Origin of the sequence: Serinibacter salmoneus, assembly GCF_002563925.1 — a bacterium.
Classification (GTDB): Bacteria; Actinomycetota; Actinomycetes; order Actinomycetales; family Beutenbergiaceae; genus Serinibacter; species Serinibacter salmoneus.
This window is the reverse complement of sequence record NZ_PDJD01000001.1, coordinates 387,802-409,197: the sequence shown is the minus strand read 5'-3', so window position 1 is coordinate 409,197 and position 21,396 is coordinate 387,802. Positions and strand designations below refer to the sequence as shown.

The following is a 21,396-nucleotide window of genomic DNA, read 5'->3' as shown; positions in this document are numbered from 1 at the left end:
ATGTCCATGCCCCACCGCCCGGGCGCCCGCCCACTCGCCGCTCACGACCCACCGCTCGCCATCCACGACCCACGGAGCCACCGCTCCGCTCACCCCGCCACCACGGCCCCTCGCCTCGCCCCACCGGGCAAGTCGCCGCCGTGGCCCCTCGCGAACCGGAGGCCCCTCGATGACCCAGCCCCACGCCGTGGTCCTGTCCGGAACCGGCCGCTACAGCGACCCCTGGCACCCATTCCCCGAGACCTCCGCGCGGATCGCCGCGATCCTGCGCGAGATGGGCCTGAGCGCCGAGGTGGTGCCGACCACGCCGACCGCCGTGGCGGGCCTGGGCGAGCTGCACCTCCTGGTGGTGGACGCGGGAGGGGGCAACGCCGTCGACGGCCCCGATCCCGCGTGGGCGGACGCCTACGCGAGGCTGGAGGCGCTCCTGGCCGGCGGCGTTCCGCTGCTCGGCGTGCACGCCGGCGCGAACACCTTCACCGACCTGCCCGCCTACCGCGCGGCACTGGGCGGCCGCTGGGTGCCCGGGCTCTCCTTCCACCCCGAGCGGGGGGAGGCCACCTGGCACGCGATCGGGCACCACCCGATCGTCGCGGGACTGGAGACGATCACGAGCCACGACGACGAGCGCTACAGCGCCCTGGAGGTCGCCCCGGGCGGGACCGCCCTGCTCACCCACGTCGAGGAGGGCATCACCCACCTGTCAGGTTGGGCGCGCGAGGACCGACGCGGCCGGGCGGTCTACGACAGCCTCGGCCACTACGGGCCGAGCTACGACGCCCCGGACCGCGCCGAGCTGCTGCGGCGCGAAGTGGCCTGGCTGCTGGCCCCGTAACGGCCACCCCTTGCGGCGCGCCGCTGGGCGCCTAGACTGGCCGCATCACCACCAATGATGACGTCACCATAACTCCCCCCGCCTGGCCCCTCGGGCTCGATGCCCTCGGCTACGGCGGCGACTACAACCCCGAACAGTGGGACGAGGCCACGCGCGCGCAGGACATCGCCCTCATGCAGGAGGCGGGGGTCACGATGGTCTCCATCGCGATCTTCTCCTGGGCGCAGATCGAGCCGCGTGAGGGCGAGTTCGACTGGGCGTGGCTGGACGCCACCATGGACCGCCTGCACCAGGCCGGGATCCGCGCCGACCTGGCCACCGCCACCGCCAGCCCGCCGCCGTGGCTGACCCGCAAGCACCCCGAGATCCTCCCGCAGAAGGCCGACGGCACCGTCCTGTGGCCTGGCGGTCGCCAGCACTACCGGATCTCCTCCCCCAGCTACCGGCGCTATGCCGTGGCCATGACCCGGCGGATCGCCGAACGCTACGCGAACCACCCGGCCCTGGCGATGTGGCACATCGACAACGAGATCGGCTGCCACGTGCCGCACGAGTACTCAGACGACGCCGCGGTGGCCTTCCGGCGCTGGCTGCAGGGGCGTTACGGCACGATCGAGGCGCTGAACGACGCCTGGGGCACGGCCTTCTGGTCCCAGCGCTATGACTCCTTCGAGGAGATCCTCCCGCCGCGCAGCGCGCCCACGTTCCCCAACCCGGGTCAGCAGCTGGACTTCGCGCGCTACTCCTCCGACGAACTCTTCGACTACTACACCGCGCTGCGCGCCGTGCTCGCGGAGGTGACCCCGCACGTGCCATGCACCACCAACTTCATGGTGATGATGGACGCCGGCCCGATGGACTACGCGCGCTGGATGGACCGGGCGGGCCGCGAGCACGGGGCGAGCATCGACCTGGTCTCCAACGACCACTACATCTTCGCCCAGGACCCGCACCCGGAGCGCGAGCTGGCCTTCTCCGCCTCCCACGTGCGCTCGCTCGCTGGCGGGGCGCCGTGGCTGCTCATGGAGCACTCCACCTCCGCGGTGAACTGGCAGGGGCACAACCGCACGCGCACCACGGCGCAGTCCCACCGCCACTCCCTGGCCCACCTCGCGCACGGCGCCGACGGGCTGCTGTTCTTCCAGTGGCGCCAGTCCCGCGCCGGCGCCGAGAAGTACCACCCCGCGATGGTGCCGCACGCCGGCACGGACTCCGACGTCTGGCGTGGCACCGTGCGGCTGGGCGCGCTGCTGCGGGACATCGACGAGGTGCGCGGCTCGCGCGTGGCCGCGCGCGCCGCGGTGGTCTACGACTTCGACTCCACCTGGGCCGCGCGCCTGGACTCCCACCCCAGCGACTCGGTGCACCCGCGCCGCCAGGCCGTGCGGTTCCACCATGCGCTCGCGCGACACGGGGTGACGGCGGATGTGGTGCGCGCGAGCGACGACCTGTCCGGCTACGACCTCATCGTGCTGCCGGAGGTGTACCTGACCAGCGACGAGGCGGCGGCGAACGTGGCGGCCGCGGCCGAGCGCGGGGCGACGGTGCTGATCACGTACTTCTCCGGGATCGCGGACGAGCACGACCACGTGTTCCTGGGCGGCTACCCCGGCGCGTTCCGGGACCTGCTGGGCGTGCGCACCCAGGAGTGGTGGGCCCTGCAGCCGCAGGAGACCGTCACCCTCTCGGACGGCAGCACCGGGTCGGTGTGGTCGGAGAAGGTGGCCGCGGCCGAGGGCACCGAGGTGCTGCGGACCTTCGCCGGTGGCGATCTGGACGGGGTGCCGGCGCTGACCCGGCGGGCGGCCGGAGCGGGCTCCGCCTGGTACCTGGCGACACGCCTGGACGACGACGCGCTGCTGGCCCTGGCCGGTGAGCTGGTCGCCGACTCGGGCGTGGCACCGGTGGTCGGCGAGCTCCCGCCCTCGGTCGAGGTGACCCGCCGGGTCGGGGAGGCCGGGTCGTGGCTGTTCGTGCTGAACCACGGCGCCGAGGAGGCGGTCGTGGCGGCGAGCGGGACGGACCTGGTCTCGGGCATCGAGGCGACCGGATCGCTCACGGTGGCCGGCGGCGAGATCGCGGTGGTGCGCGAGGCCTGACCGGCACCGCCTCGCGCACGGCGGACCGGCTTCGCGCACGGCGGATACGCGAGGCCGGGCCGCCGCGGCGCCGGCATCACCGCAGGTCACGGACCTGCGCACTGGGCCTGCCCGCCACGCAGCCGCCATGCGCGAAGCCGATCCGCCGTGCGCGAAGCCGGATCGGGGCTACTCCCATCCCAACGGCAGCGCCTGCGCGAGGTCGTCGATGAGGTCGCGGGGGTCCTCCAGCCCCACCGAGAGCCGGATCGTGGTCTCGGCGATCCCCATCCGCTGCCGACCCTCGAACCCGGACTTCCAGTGCGTGGTCGTGGCCGGGTGGGTCACCAGCGACTTCGCGTCCCCCAGGTTGTTGGAGATGTCGATCAGCCGCAGCGCGTCCAGGAAGGCGAACGAGCGCGCCTTGCCGCCGGCGGGATCGCCCGGCCCGGCCAGGGTGAAGGTGACCACGGTGCCGCCAGCCGACTGCTGCGCCGTCGCGAGCGCATGCTGCGGGTGCGAGGGCAGGTAGGGGTAGCGCACCTGCGTCACCTCGCCCTGCTCCTCCAGCCAACGCGCGACCTGCAGGGCGCTCTCGCACTGCCGGGCCACGCGCAGGTCCATCGTCTCCAGGCCCTTGAGCAGGGTCCAGGCGTTGAACGGGCTCATGGTCGGGCCGGTGTTGCGCAGGAAGGTCTGCAGCGGGCCGTTGATGTAGTCCTCCCGGCCGAGCACCGCACCGCCCATCACGCGCCCCTGGCCGTCGATGTGCTTGGTGGCGGAGTAGACGACCACGTCCGCCCCCAGCGCGAGCGGGCGCTGCAGCGCCGGGGTCGCGAACACGTTGTCCACGATCACCGTGGCCCCTGCCGCGTGGGCGAGGGCGCTGACCGCGGGCAGGTCCACGATGTCCATCATCGGGTTGGACGGCGTCTCCACGAACACCACATCGGCGGGGCGGGCGAGCGCCGCGCGCCACTGTTCCACGTCGTGCGCGTCCACGTACTGGGTCTCGATGCCCCAGCCGGTGAACAGTTCGTCCAGCACCAGGAGGGTGGAGCCGAACATCGCCCGGCCCGCCACGATCCGCGAACCGGCCCTGGCCAGGCACGCCATCGAGGCGAACACCGCCGCCATCCCGGTCGCGGTCGCGAAGCACGCCTCCGCCCCCTCGATCAGGCGCAGCCGCTCCTCGAAGGCCGACGTGGTGGGGTTGGCGTAGCGGGTGTAGGTGAACCGGTCGAGCTCCCCGAGGAAGGCCGCCTCCGCATCCGCCGCCCGGGGGTAGACGTACCCCTGGGTGAGGAACAGCGGCTCGGCGGTCTCCTCGAAACCCGTGCGCTGCTGCCCGCCCCGGACCGCGAGCGTGGCGGGACGCAGCCCCTCCGGCAGGTCGACTCGGGGCCGCGGATCGGTCACGCCTGCCCCTCCCACGCGGTGGTGGGCAGGCCACTGCCGTGCCAGCCGGCGGCCGCACTGCTGTGCCCCTCGTAGCCCTCGGTCACGTTGTACGACGGCGTGAGGCCGGCCTGGGTGGCGACCTGCGCCGCCGCGGCACTGCGCCCGCCGGACCGGCACACGAACAGCACGGGGCGGTCGCCCTCCGGCGAGATCCCGGCCTGCTGCAGCAGGCCGAGGAAGTCCGAGTTCCACCCCATCGCGGTCTGGATCGGGGCGAGCACCACGCGGCGCCCGAGTGCGCTCAGATCGGGGATGCCGACCTCGCTCCACTCCCCCGGGGTGCGCACATCCACCAGCACGGCGTCCTCGTGGTTCTCCAGCAGCTCCCACGCCTCCGCGGGTGTGAGGTCGGCCTCGTACGCGCTCATCGCTCCTCCATCGGTCCCGGCGTGAGCACCCACACCCGCATCGTGGGGGGTTGCTGCGGCGTCGTCGAGCCAGGTCTCTCGGCCGCTCTGGATGGTGTCACCGGATCGTATCGCGCGCCGGGGAGGCCGCCCGAGCGGGAACTTCCCGATCTCGCAGGGCGTTCCCCCTTCGACCCGCGGGCCCCGTGCCGGCGATCCGGGCGCGAACTCGGGGAGGAATCAGGGGCGTCCCTGATGGCCAACCACCAGGAATGGCGAGCATCCTGGAGACATCGCCGGCGACGCCGTCGCCCGCTCACGAGCCACCACAGCAGGAGGAGACCATGACCGAGAACCCCACCCCCGAGACCGACACCCAGAACGCCTCCGAGAAGACGACCACCGAGGAGTTCACGGTCTCCGGGAAGAATGCCCTGAACAAGATCAAGGAGATCGTCGCGGCGGGGAACGTGCGCCGGATCATCCTGCACACCTCCTCCGGCAAGACCCTGCTGGAGATCCCGCTGAACGCGGGCGTTGCGGTGGTCGGCGTGGGTGCGTTGCTCGCGCCGTGGGTCGTTGCGATCGGCGTCGTCACGGCGCTGGTCACCTCCGTGTCCATCACGGTGGTGCGCGGCGAACCCCGCGTGGAGAGCGAGACGGAGGAGCCCGCGCCCGTCGCTGACGCGCACGACGCCTCCATCTGAGACACGCCCTGCGGGCCCGCGTGAGACGAACCACTCTCACCGGGCCCGCACTGCTGCCCCGACGGGCCTAGGCTGGAGCCATGGCTTCCCACTTTGATGTCGTCGTCCTCGGTGCTGGCCCTGGTGGCTACGTCGCCGCCATCCGCGCCGCCCAGCTCGGCAAGTCCGTGGCAGTGGTCGAGAAGAAGTACTGGGGTGGTGTCTGCCTCAACGTGGGCTGCATCCCCTCCAAGGCCCTGCTGAAGAATGCCGAGCTCGCCCACACGCTCACTCACGACAAGGCCAAGTACGGCATCGAGGGTGATGCCACCATGTCCTACGGCCCCACGCACAAGCGCAGCCGTCAGGTCTCGGCCGGCATCGTCAAGGGCGTCCACTTCCTGATGAAGAAGAACAAGATCAAGGAAGTCGACGGTTGGGGCACCCTGACCTCGGCGACCTCGATGGACGTGGCCCTCAACGACGGGGCCACCGAGCAACTCACTTTCGACAACCTCATCATCGCGACCGGATCGGTCACGCGGATGCTGCCGGGCGTCGAGGTCAGCAAGAACGTGGTCACCTATGAGGAGCAGATCCTCGACGACGAACTGCCGAACTCGATCATCATCGCCGGCTCCGGCGCGATCGGCGTGGAGTTCGCCTACGTCATGAAGAACTTCGGCGTGGACGTCACGATCGTGGAGTTCCTGGACCGCATGGTCCCCACGGAGGACGCGGACGTCTCCAAGGAACTGCTGAAGCACTACAAGAAGCTGGGCGTGAACGTGCTGCTGTCCACCAAGGTGGAGTCGGTGGAGGACACCGGGTCGGGCGTGAAGGTCACCGTCTCCTCCAAGGGTGAGAGCCGCGTGCTGGAGGCCGACAAGCTGCTCTCCGCGATTGGGTTCGCCCCGCGCACGCAGGGCTACGGCCTGGAGAAGACCGGCGTGGCCCTCACCGAGCGCGGCGCCATCGAGATCGACGACTTCATGCGCACCAACGTCCCGAACGTGTACGCGATCGGTGACGTGACCGCCAAGATGATGCTCGCCCATGTCGCCGAGGCGCAGGGCATCGTCGCCGCAGAGACCCTCGCAGGCGCCGAGACCATGTCGATCGACTACCGCTTCATCCCGCGCGCCACCTACTGCCACCCGCAGATCGGCTCGATGGGCCTCTCGGAGCAGCAGGCCAAGGACGCCGGCCACGAGATCAAGACCGCCACGTTCCCGTTCTCCGCGAACGGCAAGGCGATGGGCCTGGGCGACAGCGTCGGGTTCGTGAAGATCGTCGCGGACGCCGAGCACCACGAGATCCTCGGCGCCCACATGATCGGCCCGGACGTCACCGAGCTGCTCCCGGCGATCAACACCGCGCAGACCTGGGACCTCACCGCCGACGAGGTCTCCCGCGTCGTCTTCGCCCACCCGACCCTGGGCGAGGCCGTCAAGGAGGCCATGCACGGCATCGCGGGGCACATGATCAACTTCTGAGGCCAGTGCTCCCTCGCTGAGGGCGGTACACCCGCGCCGAGGTCCGCAAAGACCCGGCGTGTCCCGTGGGACACGCCGGGTCTTCGTGCATCCGACGCCCGGTGGACCGCCCTCAGCGAGAGCCGTCCGGGCGGCATGACGGGACATCGTGTGGCGCACTACGATCAGCAAGATGGCGGCACAACCACGGGTCTGCGCACGGCGTCGCATGCCTCGCGGAGCGCCATGACTCTCTCGGAGTACCTCGAGATCACCACCGCATCCGCCGAACGTCAGTGGCGCGAGATCACCGCCCGGGCGCCACGAACCGATGGCAAGCGAGGGGCGCCCTTCGTGCCGGTCGAGACTCTCCTGTGTGCCGCTGCCATGCACGTGGTGGAGTATTCGCGCCTCGGGAGTTCCACCATGCATCGCGCGGGCTCGCCAGCTCCCGAACTGGCTGCGCTCTTCCGCCGGCCTGTGAGCAGCATCATCGCCAAGATGAACAATCTCGACGGGAGTCGACCGCGTGGAGCAAAGTTCGACCTCTCCGTCGGCCTCGTCCTGACCGGCGACGCTCAGTTGATGACGGTGCTGTATCGACGACTTCTCCTCGCCGCACGCCGCGTCGGCATCGGCTATGACGCCCTACCGGACTTCCTCGGCCTTGAAGGTGGCGGCGAACTCAGCCTCCTGGGCCAAGACGAGTTGGACGACGGCGCGCTCGGTGACGTGCTCACACGCGAGCTTCCCCTGTGGCTCGAGCGCAGCCCCGACCAGTCGGAGAGCGTGACGGAGCGATACCTCTTGCAGTACCTGCGAGTGGGCCAGCACAGATTCGCGACCGGCGTACTGCAGAACTGCGGGAATGAGTGCGTGTTCTGCGGATTCGGCCTCGGGGACAGCGCCAAGCCCACGCTCTTGCGCGCTGGACACATCAAGCCATGGCGCGACTCCGATGGCCACGAACGCCTCGACATCACGAACGGCCTGGCCGCCTGTCCGACCCATGACGCAGCGTTCGATTCCGGGCTCATGACGGTGCGCTCCGACCCGCCGCACCTAGCGGTCACGCTGTCGGCGCGGATGAGGCACGCCGTCGAGACGAACGCTGCAGTCGCAACGACCTTCGGCCCTGCCGGGCTGCGGACTGACCTGCAAACGTCGGCGATGGCCGTGGTTCCCGCCGTCGAGTACCTCGACTGGCACGCAGCGCACGTCTTCGCCTGACGACGGCGCAGCCCGCCTCAGCGGTTACGCCGCCACAACTCGCCGCTGAGCGCCGCCGCGAAGGTGCACCACGCCGCGTAGCCGGCGAAGGCGCCGGCCCGCAGCCGACCGAGGTGAGCCGAGCGCCGCGCGAGGTCGGCCGCGCTGACGCCCAGCGCCAGTGACCCGATCGCCGAGGCACCCAGGCGGTGCCCGCGGAAGAACAGTCCGCACCACGCCGCATTGCCCACCAGGTTCACCGCGAGCGCCCACCGGAACGCGCGCCGGCGCGTGCGGGCGCGCTCCCCCACCGCGCCGTCCCGCTCGGCCTCCTCCCCCAGTTCCGCGAGGGTCGCCGTCGCCGCCACGGTGGTGGCGGTGTAGATCCCGTTCCACACCACGGGGATCACCCATCCGGGCGGCTGCCACGGCGGGGTGCGCAGGGAGGTGTACCACCGCGATCTCGGGTCCGTCAGCAGCGACCCGGCCACCGCCGTCGCCGCCACGGCCGCCCCCACCGCGGCCAGGGTGCGCCGCCAGCGGCCGGCGTCCACGGTGCGCAGCGCCCGGCGCACGGCCGCCTCGTATCCCAGCCGACCGCCGTCGGGCGCACCGAGCAGCTCGTCGGCGTCGTCGCGCCGGACCACCGCCTCGTGCACGAGGCTGCCCACCAGGGGCCGTGCCACCCCGGAGGCCACCGGGGTCACGAAGCCCACCCAGCCGCTGGCCAGGCGCGGTGTGAGCACCGGCACGGTGCGGATCCACCGGGGAACCAGCCCCGCGATCCGGGCGTACTCGCGCAACATGTCGCGGTAGGTCAGCACGTCCGAGCCGCCCACGTCGATCTCCCGGTTCACCTCGCTCGGCAGCGAGGCGGCGGCCACGAGGTAGTGCAGCACGTCGTCCACCGCGATGGGTTGGATCCGGTTGCGCAGCCACCGGGGCGCGACCATGGCGGGCAGACGCTCGGCGAGGTGGCGCAGCATGTCGAAGGACGCGCTGCCGTCCCCGATGACCACGCCCGCCTGGATCACCGCGGTGGGCACGCCGGAGTCCAGCAGGATCTCCCCCACCTGCACGCGCGAGCCCAGGTGCGCCGAGAGTTCCCCCTCGGGGTGCAGCCCGGAGAGGTAGACCACCCGGGAGATCCCCACCTCGGCCGCGGCCGCGGCGAAGGTCTTCGCGAGGGCGGCGTCGCGCGCCACGAAGTCCCCCTGGCCGTCCATGGAGTGCAGCAGGTAGTAGGCCACGTCCACGCCCGCCAGTGCCGCGCGCAGGTCCTCGGCCCGGGTGGCGTCACCCTGGGCCACCTCCACCTGTTCCCGCCATTCCCGACGGCGCAGCTTGCCCGGGTCCCGGACCAGCACCCTGACCTGGGCGCTGGCCTCGAGCAGCCGGGGCACGAGCAGGCCGCCGATGTAGCCGGTGGCGCCGGTGACGAGCACACGCTGACCGGTAAGGGTCGGTGTCATGGGCAGACTCCTTCGGGTCTCGGGTCTCACGGGACGAGCAGTCTCACAGCACGAGCGGGAGCAGCAGCAGCATCCCGCCGCTCCAGATGACGTGGGTGATGATCGGGCCGAGCACGCCGCCGGTCACCCGGCGCTGCAAGGCCGTGACGGCCCCGAGCACGAGCGCGGCGAAGGTGAGCAGCGGCACCCCCGCACCCACCGTGCTCAGGGCGTACAGCACCGCGCTGCCCGGCACGGCGATCCGTGCGGGCAGGGCGGCGTAGGCCGCGCCGCGGAAGAAGATCTCCTCGGCGACCCCGTTCACCGCGGTGACCAGCAGCACGATCCACCACCGGCCCTCACCCGCGTGGTCCAGCAGGTCCAGCACGTTCTGCCGCAGCCAGGGCATCTGGGCCACAGCCACGGCCCCCACGAGGAAGATGCCGAGCAGGCCGGTCCCGAGCACGAGCGACTGCACCACCGCCCGGCCGGGCTCCCCTCCCGAGCGTGTGGTGGAGTGCCCCAGGTGCAGCGGCCCCGAGGCGAACGCCCCCAGCACCCACAGCGCGGCGAGCGCGAGTGTGGCGGCGTAGAACGCGGGATCACCGGGCTCGATGCGCAGTGCCCACCACAGCAGCACGGCGCCGAGCACCAGGGTGATCGTCACCACGAGGCGGCGCCGCACACCGCGGCCACCGCTCGGCACCGCGCCGGGTGCCCGGGTGATGAGGGCGGCATCGAGGAAGCGACCGATCTCGCTGATCGCTGCGCGCACGGCACCACCTCCAGGTCGGGCCACTCCACGCTCGGCCACCTCCACACTAGGCACGCGCGACTACCGTGGGGAGGGTGCGCGTCACATCCCTGCACCGGTATCCCCTCAAGAGCGGTGCCCCGGAGGACCTCGAGGTCGCCGAGATCGAACCGGCCGGCATCGTGGGGGACCGCCGGTGGATGGTGATCGACTCGGCCGGCGAGAAGGTCTCGGCGCGCACCGACCGTGCGCTGCTGCGGGTGCGCTGCGCCCTGGACGCGGGCGGTGCGGTCTTCGCCGCTCCCGGGTGCCCCACACTGCGCGTCAGCGAGCCCGTCGGCCCCACGCGCGGCGTGACGGTCTGGGGCGAGGCGGCCAGCGCCCGCGACGCCGGCGACCAGGCCGCACACTGGTTCGCCGATCTCCTGCGGCGCGAGGACGTGCGTCTGGTGCACTGCCACGAGCCCCGCGATCGCGTCCTGGACCCGGAGTACACGCGCCCCGGGGACCATACCGGCTACGCCGACGGCTTCCCGGTGCTCATCACCACGCAGGCCTCGCTCGCGCAGGTCAACGCGTGGATCGAGGCCGAGACGCCGGGTTGCGCCGTGCCGATGCGTCGCTTCCGCCCGAATATCGTGCTCGACGGCGATGCCCCCTTCGCCGAGGAGCGCTGGCGCACGCTACGCATCGGTGAGGTGGAGGTCGACTTGGTCAAGCCGTGCGGACGGTGCGTGCTGACCACCATCGACCCTGCCACCCTGGCCGTGGGCAAACAGCCGCTGCGGGCGCTGGCGCGGCATCACCGCACCGGATCGCGCACCAACTTCGGGATGAACGCGGTGCCGCGAGTGCCGGGCGACCTGGTGCGCCTCGCGCTCGGGGACGTCGCGGTACCGGGCGGGTGAACCCGATGCAGACTTTCGTCCTGTCATCGGAATGGATGACTGCCGCACCGTGAGGGAATGCGGTTGAGTAGTTGGTGGGCGGGGCGGTGGTGCTGCACCACCACTGCCCCGCCCGACGGCTCCGGTGCCACAGGGGCGTGGCATCGGAGCATATTTCGAGCCGCGGTGGCCACCTGCGCGCCGCTTCGATAACCTGGCTGAGGACCGACCCGTCGCCGACGCGTTCGTTTCTCCAGGCCGGAGACACATGACCTCGCCCAACCCGCCCACACCCCCACTGCGGGTAGTCGCCATCGACGACCACCCCGTGATGCTCCGGGGCATCGTGGCCACGCTCATGCCGATGGCCGACATCGAGGTCGTCCACGCGGCCACGACCGTCGCGAGCGCGCTCGCCGCGCGAGGAGCCCCCGACGCCTACGACGTCGCGCTCCTGGATGTCGAACTCGGAGACGGGTCGCAGGTGGGTGACAACGTCGCGTCGCTCGTGGCTGCCGGTATCGGCGTGGTCCTGTTCACCAATGAACACCGTCCCGCGATGATCGGTGAGGCACTGCGATCCGGTGCCCTGGCGCTCGCGCTCAAGGGCGACCCCGAGACGCAACTGGCGGAGGCGATCCGATCGGCCGCGCGCGGCGTGCACTTCGTCTCCTCGCGCCTCGCCCTGCAGATCACCCAGGACCCGGCGGCTCACGTGCACATGAGCGTCCGCGAGCGCGAGGTGCTGGAGCGCGTGGCCCTGGGCATGACCTGGGCCGCGGTGGCCGCTGATCTGGACATCTCCGTGGCGACCGCGCGCACGCACATGAACCGCGCGATGATCGCGTTCTCCGAGGCCGGGCTCGAGCCTCCTCAGGGCCCACGGGACGCGGTGGCGCGCAGCATCCAGGCCGGTCACATCGACCCGTTCCGGCGACCGTGACGCGGACACGTGCGGCCGATCACGATTCCCCGGGTTCGATCTGAGGGACCCTTCCCCTGATGCCGATCGAGGGTTTGCGCGTCGAGGTCGCAGCGCGAAAGACCGTCTCCGTGTTCCTCGGGGCGGTGAGTGGTGCGTGGCTGATCGTGGCGATCTCCTTGCCGGTCTCCGGTCTCGCGACGATCGCTGCTGTCACCTACACCGCGGTTGCCCAGGTGTTCGTGCCCGTCGCCTTCCGGCGGCGACCGCCGCTCTGGCTGACGATGACGACCATCGCCGTCGGCACGGCCAGCTTCCTGCTCGCCGTATCCGGGCCCGGGAACATGCCACGCGACGTGGCGGCACTCCTGATGGTCTCCCTCATGTTCCTCACCGTGGTCATGTTGCGACGTTCCCCCGGCTTGTCGGTGATGACACTGCTCGTCCTCGTGGCGGCGTCGGTCATCGCTGCGATACCGCACGGGCCCACCGCCGAGGCCGTCCAGCTCATCCTGCCGCCGATGGCCGCGACCGCCGGATTGGCGATCGCGTTGCCTGGTATGGAGGCAGCCGATCTGCGGGTGGAGCGCGCGCGCCGGGAGGTCGCCCAGGCCTCGCTCGAGACGGCAGCGCAACGCGCGAAGCTCACGGCCCATCGCGCGGTCCAGCGCACGCTGCACGATGCGGTGCTCCCGGCGCTGCGGCATGTTGCCTCGCTCGCCGTCTCACGCACCGATGCGCGCGACGAGGCCCGCCGCGCCCTGCTGCGACTGCAGGATGTCGAGCACCAGGCCGCCGAACTCGACCAGGAGGACCCCACCTGCAGCGGTGATGTCCCGACGTCCTCCCTCACCCGGGCCTTGGACGCCGTGCAGCGAGGGATCCCCGGGATCACCGTGCACGGACCTGAGGTGGCACTCGGCCCCGAGCTCCCCGCGGAGGTCACGCACGCTCTCGCCGGTGCCGTGGCCGAGGCCATCCGCAACGTCGAGCGGCATGCGGGCGTCACGCAGGCCACCGTGACGGTGACGAAGGAACCCGAGCGCGTCGTCGTGCGCGTCGTCGATCACGGGTGCGGTTTCGACCCGTCACGCACTCGAGAGTCCTTCGGCATGCGGCACTCGGTCCGTGAACGCCTGGCCGAGGTCGGTGGCGAGGTGTCGGTGACCTCGACCCCTGGTCAGGGCACCGCCGTGGTGCTCTCGTGGCAGTTCTCCGACTGGCGGAAGGCACGTGAGGGGAGCGCGGCCACGCGCGCGCACTGCCTCACCTCCTCGTTGACCGACCCGCGCTGGGGAGCAGCCGGTGTGCTCCTCCCCCTCGCGCTCCTCGCAATCGGTCACGGCATCGTCGCCGTCCTCTTGCTGGGACAGAGCTGGTACTGGCTGGTGTGGGCGGCGGGTCTCCTGGCATTCGGGGGGATCACCATCTGGCGCGGCGAGCAACGGGCCGACCTCGGTGTTCACGTGGCCCTGCAGGCCGTCGCCGCGCTGGGCCTGCTCGCATTCGTCACCACCTCGGGACCCGATGACATCATCGGCCCGCTGGCCTGGCCCATCTCGCTCGCAGCCTTGGCTCCCGGGATCTCCGCCGCCCTGCGGTCAGGGGTGCTCGCACCGGTTGCGGCGGGCGCGATGTGTCTGGGGGTCATGATCCCGATGATCATCGGTGCCGGGCACGAGGGAGATCCCGCGTTGCTCATCCGATCGCTTCCCTCGATCCTCAGCACGCTGTGGCCCGCCGCCCTCGGCACCATCCTTCGGCACATCCTGCTGTCGATGGGGGCGGAGCGAGACCGGGAACAGGCCCAACTCGCGGCCGAGCAGGCACGCGAGTCGGCTGCGGCGCGCCATACCGCCGATGTGCGCGCCCGCACGCGCCACATCCACCGACTTCTCGACCCCACGCTCGGCGCGATCGCGCGCGGCGACCTGGACCTCAGCGACCCCAGCGTGCTGGAGGAAGCCGATGTCCTGGAACGAACCATCCGGTACGAGTTGCACCTGCCGTTCGGCCTGACACCGAAACTCGCACAGGCGATCCGCGATGCCAGACTCGCGGGATCGGAGGTGGTGCTCGCCACGACCAGCGACCTCCTACGGGCCCCGCCGGCCGCCACTGAACTCCTGCAGGCGGCGCTCACCGGCGACACGCTCCCGCAGCGCGTGACCCTGTCGGTGAGCGCCGCAGGGGACACCGTCACGCTCGTGGCACAGGCAGGCCGGGAGCGCGACCTGGAACGGATGGTCGCGGCGCTCTCGGCGCACAGTGGGGACGTGCGGGCCGTGGCCGACACCGTGATTGCGCGCGCCTGACGCCGACGAGCGGCGGTCCACAGGCGGACGATCTGGCGGACGGGAGGGCGCACCTCCCGTCCGCCAGCCCGGCTCGGGCCTGTGGGGGAGGACCCGAGCCGCCGGGTCGGCACGCGTGTGAGGGCACGACTCGCGACCCGGGGACTCTCGGCCGGCTGCGACATCGCCGCAATCGACCGTGAAACCAGCCTGCCACCCTCACGCGTCGCGCTGGGGATCCGGTTTGCGACCCGGGCGGATTCCTTATCACGAATCAAGTTCTTCACACCTCAAGTACCGGGTGGGTGGTGGCCCTGGCCCGCACGTCACGCGCTGCGTAGGCTCCGCCCATGGCCACCTCAGCGATCGAGATCGACGCCGCCGGCCGCCCCGTGCGCCTGAGTTCACCCGACCGGGTGCTCTTCGCGGGACCCGGAGTCACCAAGGAGGACCTCGCCCGGTACACCGTGAGTGTGGGTGAGGGCCTCCTCGCGGCACTGCGGGACCGGCCCACGGCCCTGGAACGGTGGCCGAAGGGGTACGCCGAGGGCATGACGCTGACCACCCGCACCGGAGCCAAGGGCGATGGGTTCTACTCCAAGCGGGTCCCCTCGGGCGCACCGGACTGGCTCGAGAGCGTGGAGGTCACCTTCCCCTCGGGGCGCACCGCACGGGAGATCTGCCCCACCGAGCTCGCGGTCATCGTGTGGGCGGTGCAGATGGGCACGATCACGTTCCATCCCTGGCCGGTCCGGCGCGCCGCGCAGGACGGCGAGGAGGGCGGCGGGGAGGGCGGCGGGGAGGGCGGCGGGGTGGACCACCCCGACCAGTTGCGCATCGACCTCGATCCGCAGCCGGGCACGGACTTCGCCGACGCCGCCGCCGTCGCCGGACTGGTGCGGGAGGTGGCGCACGAGGCGGGACTCACCCTCGTGCCCAAGACCTCCGGCGGTCGCGGGCTGCACCTGTTCGCCCCGATCCGCCCGGAGTGGGACTTCGTGGCGGCGCGCCGCGCCCTGTTGGCCCTGGGCCGGGAGGTCGAGCGGCGAGACCCGAACCGCGTCACGACCGCGTGGTGGAAGGAGGAGCGCGGCGAGCGGATCTTTGTGGACTACAACCAGATGGCCCGCGACCGCACGATGGCCTCGGCGTACTCGGTGCGCGCCAACCCGCGGGCGACCGTCTCCGCGCCGCTGCGATGGGAGGAGGTCACCGACGTGGAGCCGGACGACTTCACCGTGCACACGATGCCCGCGCGATTCGCGGAGGTCGGCGACCTGTTCGCGGACGCGAACGGCACCGATGCCGTGCCGGCCGCCGGCCTGGAGACCCTCCTGGAGTGGGTGGAGCGCGACGAGCGCGATCACGGACTCGGCGAGGCGGTCTATCCGCCGGACTACCCCAAAATGCCCGGCGAACCGCCCCGGGTGCAGCCCTCCCGGGCCCGCCACACCGACTGAGGGCAACCGCGGGCGGGCTCGCGGGGCGAGGGACGAGCGCCGGGCAGAGCGCGACCGCGGGCGACTCACGGGGCGAGGCGGGGGCCCGCTCCGGAGCGGCTGGGCATGGGGCGCGAGGGACGAGCGCCCGGGCAGAGCGGGCCCCGCCTCGCCCTACGGGCACGCCGCTCAGCCGCGCTCGATGAGCCGGGAGAGCACCACGGTGGACTCGGTGCGCTCGATGGCGGCGGCCTCCCGGATGCGTTCCAGGGTCTCCTCCAGGTGCGGCACGCTGCGCGCGCGCACCCGCAGCACGGCGTCCGCGGATCCCGCCACGGTCGAGGCCTGCACCACCTCGGGGATCGGCAGCCACGCCGCACGCAACTCGGCCGGCGAGATCCGGCCCTGGCAGTACACGTCGATCATCGCCTCGATGTTCCACCCGAGGACCTCCGGGTCCACCACGGCGGTGAACCCGCGGATCACCCCGGAGTCCTGCAACTTGTCCACCCGCCGCTTCACCGCCGGCGCGGACAGACCCACGTCGGCGCCGATCTCCGCGTAGGTGGCGCGGGCGTCGGCGACGAGCGCGGCGAGGATCCGGTGGTCGATCTCATCCATGCCCGCCATGGTAACGGGGCCAGCGCAATGAATCGCCACAACAGCCAGAAACTGTGGCGATCCATTGTCCCGATGCGCAACCGAACGGCATTGCCGTGCGCCGTCGCGCCGTGTCACCGTGGTCGCAGCCTCGACTGGCGCCCCGAACGAGACTGGGAGAGAGATGACCGCCGAGCTCACCGCACGCTCCACCGTGCCCACCAGCGACCCCACTACCGCGACCACCGCAGAACCCACGCGGGTGGCCTCCTCGCGCCACTACCTCATGTGCCGCCCCACGCACTTCGACGTCACCTACGCCATCAACCCCTGGATGCACCCGGACGTGCCGGTGGATCACGACCTCGTGATGACGCAGTGGGAGAACCTGCGGCGCACCTACACGGCGTTGGGGCATCGGGTCGAGGTCATCGAGGGAGCCCCGGGCCTGCCGGACATGGTGTTCGCCGCCAACGGCGCCACCGTGGTGGACGACGTGGCGCTCGCCGTCCGCTTCCACTACCCGCAGCGGGCCGGTGAGGCCCGGCACTACGCCGACTGGCTGCGCCGTTCCGGCTACCGGGTGGTGGAGGCCATGGCGGTCAACGAGGGTGAGGGCGACTTCCTCGCGATCGGTGACCGCGTGCTGGCCGCGACGGGGTTCCGCTCCGACCCCGCCTCACACGCCGAGTTGGCGGCGGCCCTGGGCCGCGAGGTCGTGTCGCTGGAGCTGGTGGACCCGCGGTTCTACCACATCGACACCGCTCTGACGGTGCTCGACGACGCCACCATCGCCTACTTCCCCGCCGCCTTCTCCCCCGCCTCGCGGGCGCGCCTGGCCGCCCTGTACCCGGGCGCGATCGAGGTCGACGAGGCGGATGCCTGCGTGCTGGGACTGAACGCGGTCTCCGACGGCCGCCACGTCGTCGTCGCCGCGCAGGCCACGCGATTCGCCGCGCAGTTGCATGCCGCCGGCTTCACCCCCGTGCCGGTGGACCTGTCCGAGCTGCTCAAGGGCGGAGGCGGCATCAAGTGCTGCACGCTGGAGCTGCGTCACGCACCGACAGCCACGTCCCCCGGGGCGTGAGAGCCTGTGATGAGCCACCCGACCCCGATCGCCACGAGGAGCACCCGATGAGCGTGACCAGCACCCCGACCGTTACGGCCGCCGAGCAGATCGCCGCGATCGAGGCGCACGCCGCCCACAACTACCATCCGCTGGAGGTGGTCATCGAGCGGGGCGAGGGCGTGTGGGTGACGGATGTCGACGGCGAACGGTACCTGGACTGCCTGGCCGCGTATTCCGCGGTGAACCTCGGGCACGGCCACCCCGAGCTGCTGCGCGTGGCGCATGAGCAGCTGGACCGGCTCACCCTCACCAGCCGCGCGTTCCATCACGACAAGATGGCGGCCTTCGTCACCGAACTCGCCGCGCTGACGCGCAAGGACATGGTGGTGCCGATGAACACCGGCGCCGAGGCCGTGGAGACGGCCATCAAGGTGGCCCGCAAGCACGCCCACGACGTCCGCGGCATCGCTGTGCCCGAGATCATCGTGGCGGCGGGCAACTTCCACGGCCGCACCACCACGATCGTCAGCTTCTCCGACGACCCGGTGGCCCGGGACGGGTTCGGCCCCTTCACCCCCGGCTTCGTCACGGTGCCGTTCGGGGACGCCGAGGCGATCGCCGCCGCCATCACCGAGAACACCGCGGCCGTGATGATCGAGCCGATCCAGGGCGAGGCGGGCGTGAACGTGCCGCCCGAGGGCTACCTGACCCGCGTGCGGGAGATCACGGCGGACTCCGGCGTGCTGTTCATCGCGGACGAGGTGCAGTCCGGCTTCGCCCGCACCGGTGACACCTTCGCGGTGGACCACGAGGGGGTGCGGCCCGACCTCATCGTCATGGGCAAGGCCCTGGGCGGCGGGATCGTGCCGGTCTCCGCCGTCGCGGGAGACGTGGACGTGCTCGGCGTCCTCACCCCCGGCACCCACGGCTCCACGTTCGGCGGGAATCCGCTGGCGGCCGCGGTGGCCACCGCCGTCGTGCGCCTCATGGCGACCGGGGAGTTCCAGGAGCGTTCCCGCACCCTCGGCGAGCGCCTGCACGCGGGCCTGGCCGCTCTGCTGGGCGACGGCGTCACCGCCATCCGCGGCCGTGGCCTGTGGGCGGGGATCGACATCGACCCGGCGCTCGGCACGGCGCGGGACGTGGCAATGAAGCTCAAGGACCGCGGCATCCTCGCGAAGGACACCCACGTGCACACGCTGCGGCTGGCTCCCCCGCTGGTGATCACCGCGGAGCAGGTGGACTGGCTGGTGGAGCAGCTCACCCTCGCGCTGGCGGACCTGCGCGGCTGAGGACAACCGCGCGAGACGACGACGCCCCCGCACCACTCGGTGCGGGGGCGTCGGCGTCCTGCCCGATCAGCCCATCGTGATGGTGACCGGGTTGGGTCCGTAGGTATCGCCGTCGGCCCCCATGTAGCTGTCGCCCACATAGGCGAGGTGGTCGATGGGCGCCCCCTGCTCGGTCACCACGATCTGGCAGCCGGAGACCTCCCCGGTGCGCGTCAGTTCCCCGGGGTCGGGGGCCCGGCAGGCGTCGAAGGTCGACAGCGGGAGGAGCAGCGTGCCGCCCTCGAGGCCGGTGGTGTCATAGGCCTCGAACTGCGGCACCGTGTAGATGCCGACCCACTCGTCGGTCTCCTGCACCACGGGACCCTCGTCCAGCACGACGGTGAAGTCGAGGTAGTGGACGTCGTAGCCCCCGAGCGTCTCCAGGTCGCTCGCGGAGAGGTGGTCGGCGAGATCCTGGGCCGCACCCGGGCGCACCTCACCCAGCGTGTAGGTCGAGGCGTACTCGGTGAAGACCGGGTCGTATCCCTCGGAGTCCGGGTCCACGTAGTTGGTGTAGGTCGGGACCCGCAGGGGCTCCTCGGCGGAGATCGTCTCCCCCGGCTGGTGGTAGTCGCCGGAGAGCGCCCCGGATCCCTCCTGCGGGGCATCGGCGGACTCCGCCTCGGTGGCCGCCTCAGTCGCCTCCTCAGTCGCCCCCTCGGCCGCCTCCTCGGTGGCCGCCTCAGTCGCCTCCTCGGTGGCCGCCTCAGCCGTCTCCGCGGTGGTCGCCTCGGTGGCCGAATCGGCCTCCTGCGCTCCCGAACTGCACGCTCCCAGGACCAGGGCGAGCGAGGCCGCGGCGAGCGCGGGCATGCGAATGACAGTGTTCAAGAATTTCCCCCATGACGTGCGATGTCTGCTGCTTCAGCCTAGACGCGGCGGTGTGACCGGTGGGGATCGGGGTTTCCCGAGCCGCCGGTCGGGCCTGGCGTGTCCGCATCGGCGCCGTCCCACAGGTCACCGCACGGGATCTCCCGTGCTGCGTGCCGGCGCAGGTAGGCGCCGGCACCGGCGTCGCCCGTGAGCTCCGCGGCGATGGCGGCCCAGTGGTTGCGGCCGAGCAGCACGGGGTGCCCGGGGCGCCCGTCGTAGGTGGCGCGCGCGAGCGCAGCCGCATGGTCGGCGACCTCGCCTGCGGCGATGAGGCGGCGCACCGCTTCTGCGGGCAGCCCGGGGGTGTCCACGGGGATCACGACGGCGCCGCTCGCCCCGGTGTGTGCCGCCGCCTCGGCCAGGTGAGGGGAGGTGAGGGCGGTGCGCAGGCTCGAGGCGAGGCCCTCGGACCAGTCGGGCACCGTGACCTCACGGACTCCGGCCGGCAGGAGCGTGCGGGCCCGGTCCGCACCGGCGCCGAGCGCGACGAGCACCCGGGTGCAGCCACCCGCGCGCAGGGCGCGGACGGCGAGGTGCAGCCACGGGGTGCCGTCCGCGCTGCGGGCGAGGGCCTTCGGTCCGCCGAACCGGCGCCCGCCGCCCGCCGCCAGCACCAGCCCGACCGGTCCGCGCGCCGCGTCGGTCCGATCGGTGGGTGTCACTCGCCCGCGGGGACAAGGCCGGTGGCCGGCACCTCGGCACGCGTGCACGCCGCGTCGCCCGCCACGTCAGGGGTCGCCACACTGTCGCGGTGCAGGGCGCCGCTGGTCTCGCTCAGGCGTCGGCCGCTCCCGCGGTGCCGGTCCGCGGTGATCTCCGCGAGGATCGCCAGCGCCGTCGCCTCGGGGCCCCGGCCGCCCAGGTCCAACCCGATCGGGGAACGCAGCCGCGCGATCTGCTGATCGCTCGCGCCGGCCTCGCGCAGCCGGTCCAGCCGCTCGGCGTGGGTGCGGCGCGAGCCCATCGCGCCCACGTAGCCCGCGGCCGAGCCCAGCGCCACTGCGAGCGCCGGGGCGTCGATGCGCGCGTCGTGGCTGAGCACCGCGACCGCGGTCTGCGGCCCGAGCGCCGCTGCCCCGTCCGCACCGAGATAGCGATGCGGCCAGTCGCAGACCACCTCGGCGCCGCCGAACCGCTCCGGCACCGCGAACGCGGCGCGGGGATCGACCACCGTGACCCGGTAGCCGCTGGCCAGGGCGAGCCGGGTCAGGGCCGCGGCGACCTCCACCGCGCCGATCACGATCAGGTGCGGCGCGCAGGTGAGCGTCAGGGAGAGGGTGCGCTCGCCGTCGAGCACCAGCTCCAGGGCGGCCTCCACCCCGGCGGCCACCGCCGCCTGCAGCAGCAGGATCTCGCGGGCCGCCGCGCTGCCGGGCAGCACGGGGCGGATCAGCACCTGCACGCTGCCGCCGCAGGACAGGCCGACCGCGAAGGAGTCCGCATCCTCGATCCCGTAGGTCTCCAGCACGGACTCACCGGTGGCCACCACCTCCGCGGCGCGCTGCACCACGGCGCCCTCCACGCAGCCACCGGAGACCCCGCCGAAGGCGTGAGAATCCCGGATCGCCATGGACGCGCCGACCTCCCGGGGCGCACTGCCGGTGCGCGCCACCACGGTGGCCACCGCGAACGGCGCGCCCTCGCGCACCCACTGGGCCGCGACGTCGAGGATCTCCCGCATGACG

The 21,396-nt window shown here is 72.1% G+C and carries 19 protein-coding genes and 1 riboswitch; of the genes, 11 read left to right on the top strand and 8 right to left on the bottom strand.

Features of this window, described 5'->3' with window-relative positions:
* Nucleotides 1-169 precede the first annotated feature (169 nt).
* Both ATL40_RS01590 and ATL40_RS01585 read left to right on the top strand, forming a co-directional pair.
* Nucleotides 170-835 carry a ThuA domain-containing protein gene (locus ATL40_RS01590; protein WP_098468018.1) on the top strand — a complete coding sequence of 222 codons (666 nt, stop codon included), beginning with the start codon at nt 170-172 and terminating at the stop codon, nt 833-835.
* 44 nt (nt 836-879) lie between these two features.
* Complete coding sequence (locus ATL40_RS01585; protein WP_342747629.1) at nt 880-2,934, top strand: beta-galactosidase; 2,055 nt, start codon at nt 880-882, stop codon at nt 2,932-2,934.
* 168 nt (nt 2,935-3,102) lie between these two features.
* Here the strand turns inward: ATL40_RS01585 and ATL40_RS01580 are convergent, their stop codons facing one another.
* Both ATL40_RS01580 and ATL40_RS01575 read right to left on the bottom strand, forming a co-directional pair.
* The gene (locus ATL40_RS01580; protein WP_098468016.1) at nt 3,103-4,332 is read right to left on the bottom strand and encodes an O-succinylhomoserine sulfhydrylase; all 1,230 of its coding nucleotides are present in this window, start codon (nt 4,330-4,332) and stop codon (nt 3,103-3,105) included.
* A complete protein-coding gene (locus tag ATL40_RS01575; RefSeq protein ID WP_098468015.1) occupies nt 4,329-4,742 on the bottom strand; it encodes a rhodanese-like domain-containing protein in 414 nt (137 codons plus the stop codon). The genes ATL40_RS01580 and ATL40_RS01575 overlap by 4 nt, the downstream gene beginning before the upstream one ends.
* Before the next feature lie 4 nt (nt 4,743-4,746).
* Nucleotides 4,747-4,840: riboswitch (SAM riboswitch) on the bottom strand.
* 225 nt (nt 4,841-5,065) lie between these two features.
* Here ATL40_RS01575 and ATL40_RS01570 point away from each other — a divergent pair.
* From ATL40_RS01570 to ATL40_RS01560, 3 genes are all read left to right on the top strand, one after another.
* Nucleotides 5,066-5,428, top strand: a complete 363-nt coding sequence (locus tag ATL40_RS01570) for a DUF4342 domain-containing protein (RefSeq protein ID WP_169925852.1) — start codon at nt 5,066-5,068, stop codon at nt 5,426-5,428.
* An 80-nt stretch (nt 5,429-5,508) separates the two neighbouring features.
* Nucleotides 5,509-6,903 (top strand): dihydrolipoyl dehydrogenase, encoded by a 1,395-nt coding sequence (gene lpdA / locus ATL40_RS01565; RefSeq protein ID WP_098468013.1) that lies wholly within the window; start codon nt 5,509-5,511, stop codon nt 6,901-6,903.
* Between the two features lie 150 nt (nt 6,904-7,053).
* Nucleotides 7,054-8,112, top strand: coding sequence for an HNH endonuclease (locus tag ATL40_RS01560; RefSeq protein WP_169925851.1), 1,059 nt, complete (start codon nt 7,054-7,056; stop codon nt 8,110-8,112).
* Between the two features lie 17 nt (nt 8,113-8,129).
* Here ATL40_RS01560 and ATL40_RS01555 read toward each other — a convergent pair whose 3' ends face one another.
* Nucleotides 8,130-9,563: a tryptophan-rich sensory protein gene (locus ATL40_RS01555; protein ID WP_098468011.1), complete on the bottom strand. Its 1,434-nt coding sequence runs from the start codon at nt 9,561-9,563 to the stop codon at nt 8,130-8,132.
* 43 nt (nt 9,564-9,606) lie between these two features.
* Nucleotides 9,607-10,317 (bottom strand): CPBP family intramembrane glutamic endopeptidase, encoded by a 711-nt coding sequence (locus tag ATL40_RS01550; RefSeq protein ID WP_098468010.1) that lies wholly within the window; start codon nt 10,315-10,317, stop codon nt 9,607-9,609.
* A gap of 74 nt (nt 10,318-10,391) precedes the next feature.
* Between ATL40_RS01550 and ATL40_RS01545 the strand changes: the two genes are divergently transcribed.
* The 4 genes from ATL40_RS01545 (at nt 10,392) to ATL40_RS01530 (ending at nt 15,859) form a co-directional block, all read left to right on the top strand.
* Nucleotides 10,392-11,204, top strand: a complete 813-nt coding sequence (locus tag ATL40_RS01545; protein WP_169925850.1) for an MOSC domain-containing protein — start codon at nt 10,392-10,394, stop codon at nt 11,202-11,204.
* A gap of 247 nt (nt 11,205-11,451) precedes the next feature.
* Nucleotides 11,452-12,126 carry a response regulator transcription factor gene (locus ATL40_RS01540; protein ID WP_098468008.1) on the top strand — a complete coding sequence of 225 codons (675 nt, stop codon included), beginning with the start codon at nt 11,452-11,454 and terminating at the stop codon, nt 12,124-12,126.
* 59 nt (nt 12,127-12,185) lie between these two features.
* The gene (locus ATL40_RS01535) at nt 12,186-14,420 is read left to right on the top strand and encodes a sensor histidine kinase (RefSeq protein WP_098468007.1); all 2,235 of its coding nucleotides are present in this window, start codon (nt 12,186-12,188) and stop codon (nt 14,418-14,420) included.
* Nucleotides 14,421-14,749: 329 nt separating this feature from the next.
* Complete coding sequence (locus ATL40_RS01530) at nt 14,750-15,859, top strand: DNA polymerase domain-containing protein (RefSeq protein WP_098468006.1); 1,110 nt, start codon at nt 14,750-14,752, stop codon at nt 15,857-15,859.
* Between the two features lie 168 nt (nt 15,860-16,027).
* Here the strand turns inward: ATL40_RS01530 and ATL40_RS01525 are convergent, their stop codons facing one another.
* Nucleotides 16,028-16,459: an Lrp/AsnC family transcriptional regulator gene (locus ATL40_RS01525; RefSeq protein WP_211283042.1), complete on the bottom strand. Its 432-nt coding sequence runs from the start codon at nt 16,457-16,459 to the stop codon at nt 16,028-16,030.
* A 163-nt stretch (nt 16,460-16,622) separates the two neighbouring features.
* Between ATL40_RS01525 and ddaH the strand changes: the two genes are divergently transcribed.
* On the top strand, nt 16,623-17,525 hold the full coding sequence (ddaH, locus tag ATL40_RS01520) for a dimethylargininase (protein ID WP_098468004.1): 903 nt from the start codon (nt 16,623-16,625) through the stop codon (nt 17,523-17,525).
* 47 nt (nt 17,526-17,572) lie between these two features.
* Entirely contained in the window at nt 17,573-18,799 is a 1,227-nt protein-coding gene (gene rocD / locus ATL40_RS01515; protein WP_098468003.1) for an ornithine--oxo-acid transaminase, read from the top strand.
* Nucleotides 18,800-18,865: 66 nt separating this feature from the next.
* Here rocD and ATL40_RS01510 read toward each other — a convergent pair whose 3' ends face one another.
* The 3 genes from ATL40_RS01510 to ATL40_RS01500 are packed head-to-tail and all read right to left on the bottom strand — an operon-like array spanning nt 18,866 to nt 21,392.
* On the bottom strand, nt 18,866-19,651 hold the full coding sequence (locus tag ATL40_RS01510; RefSeq protein ID WP_098468002.1) for a hypothetical protein: 786 nt from the start codon (nt 19,649-19,651) through the stop codon (nt 18,866-18,868).
* 56 nt (nt 19,652-19,707) lie between these two features.
* Nucleotides 19,708-20,373 (bottom strand): nucleotidyltransferase family protein, encoded by a 666-nt coding sequence (locus ATL40_RS01505; RefSeq protein ID WP_098468001.1) that lies wholly within the window; start codon nt 20,371-20,373, stop codon nt 19,708-19,710.
* Complete coding sequence (locus ATL40_RS01500) at nt 20,370-21,392, bottom strand: XdhC family protein (protein ID WP_098468000.1); 1,023 nt, start codon at nt 21,390-21,392, stop codon at nt 20,370-20,372. Before ATL40_RS01500 ends, ATL40_RS01505 begins: the two co-directional genes overlap by 4 nt.
* Nucleotides 21,393-21,396: the final 4 nt, after the last annotated feature.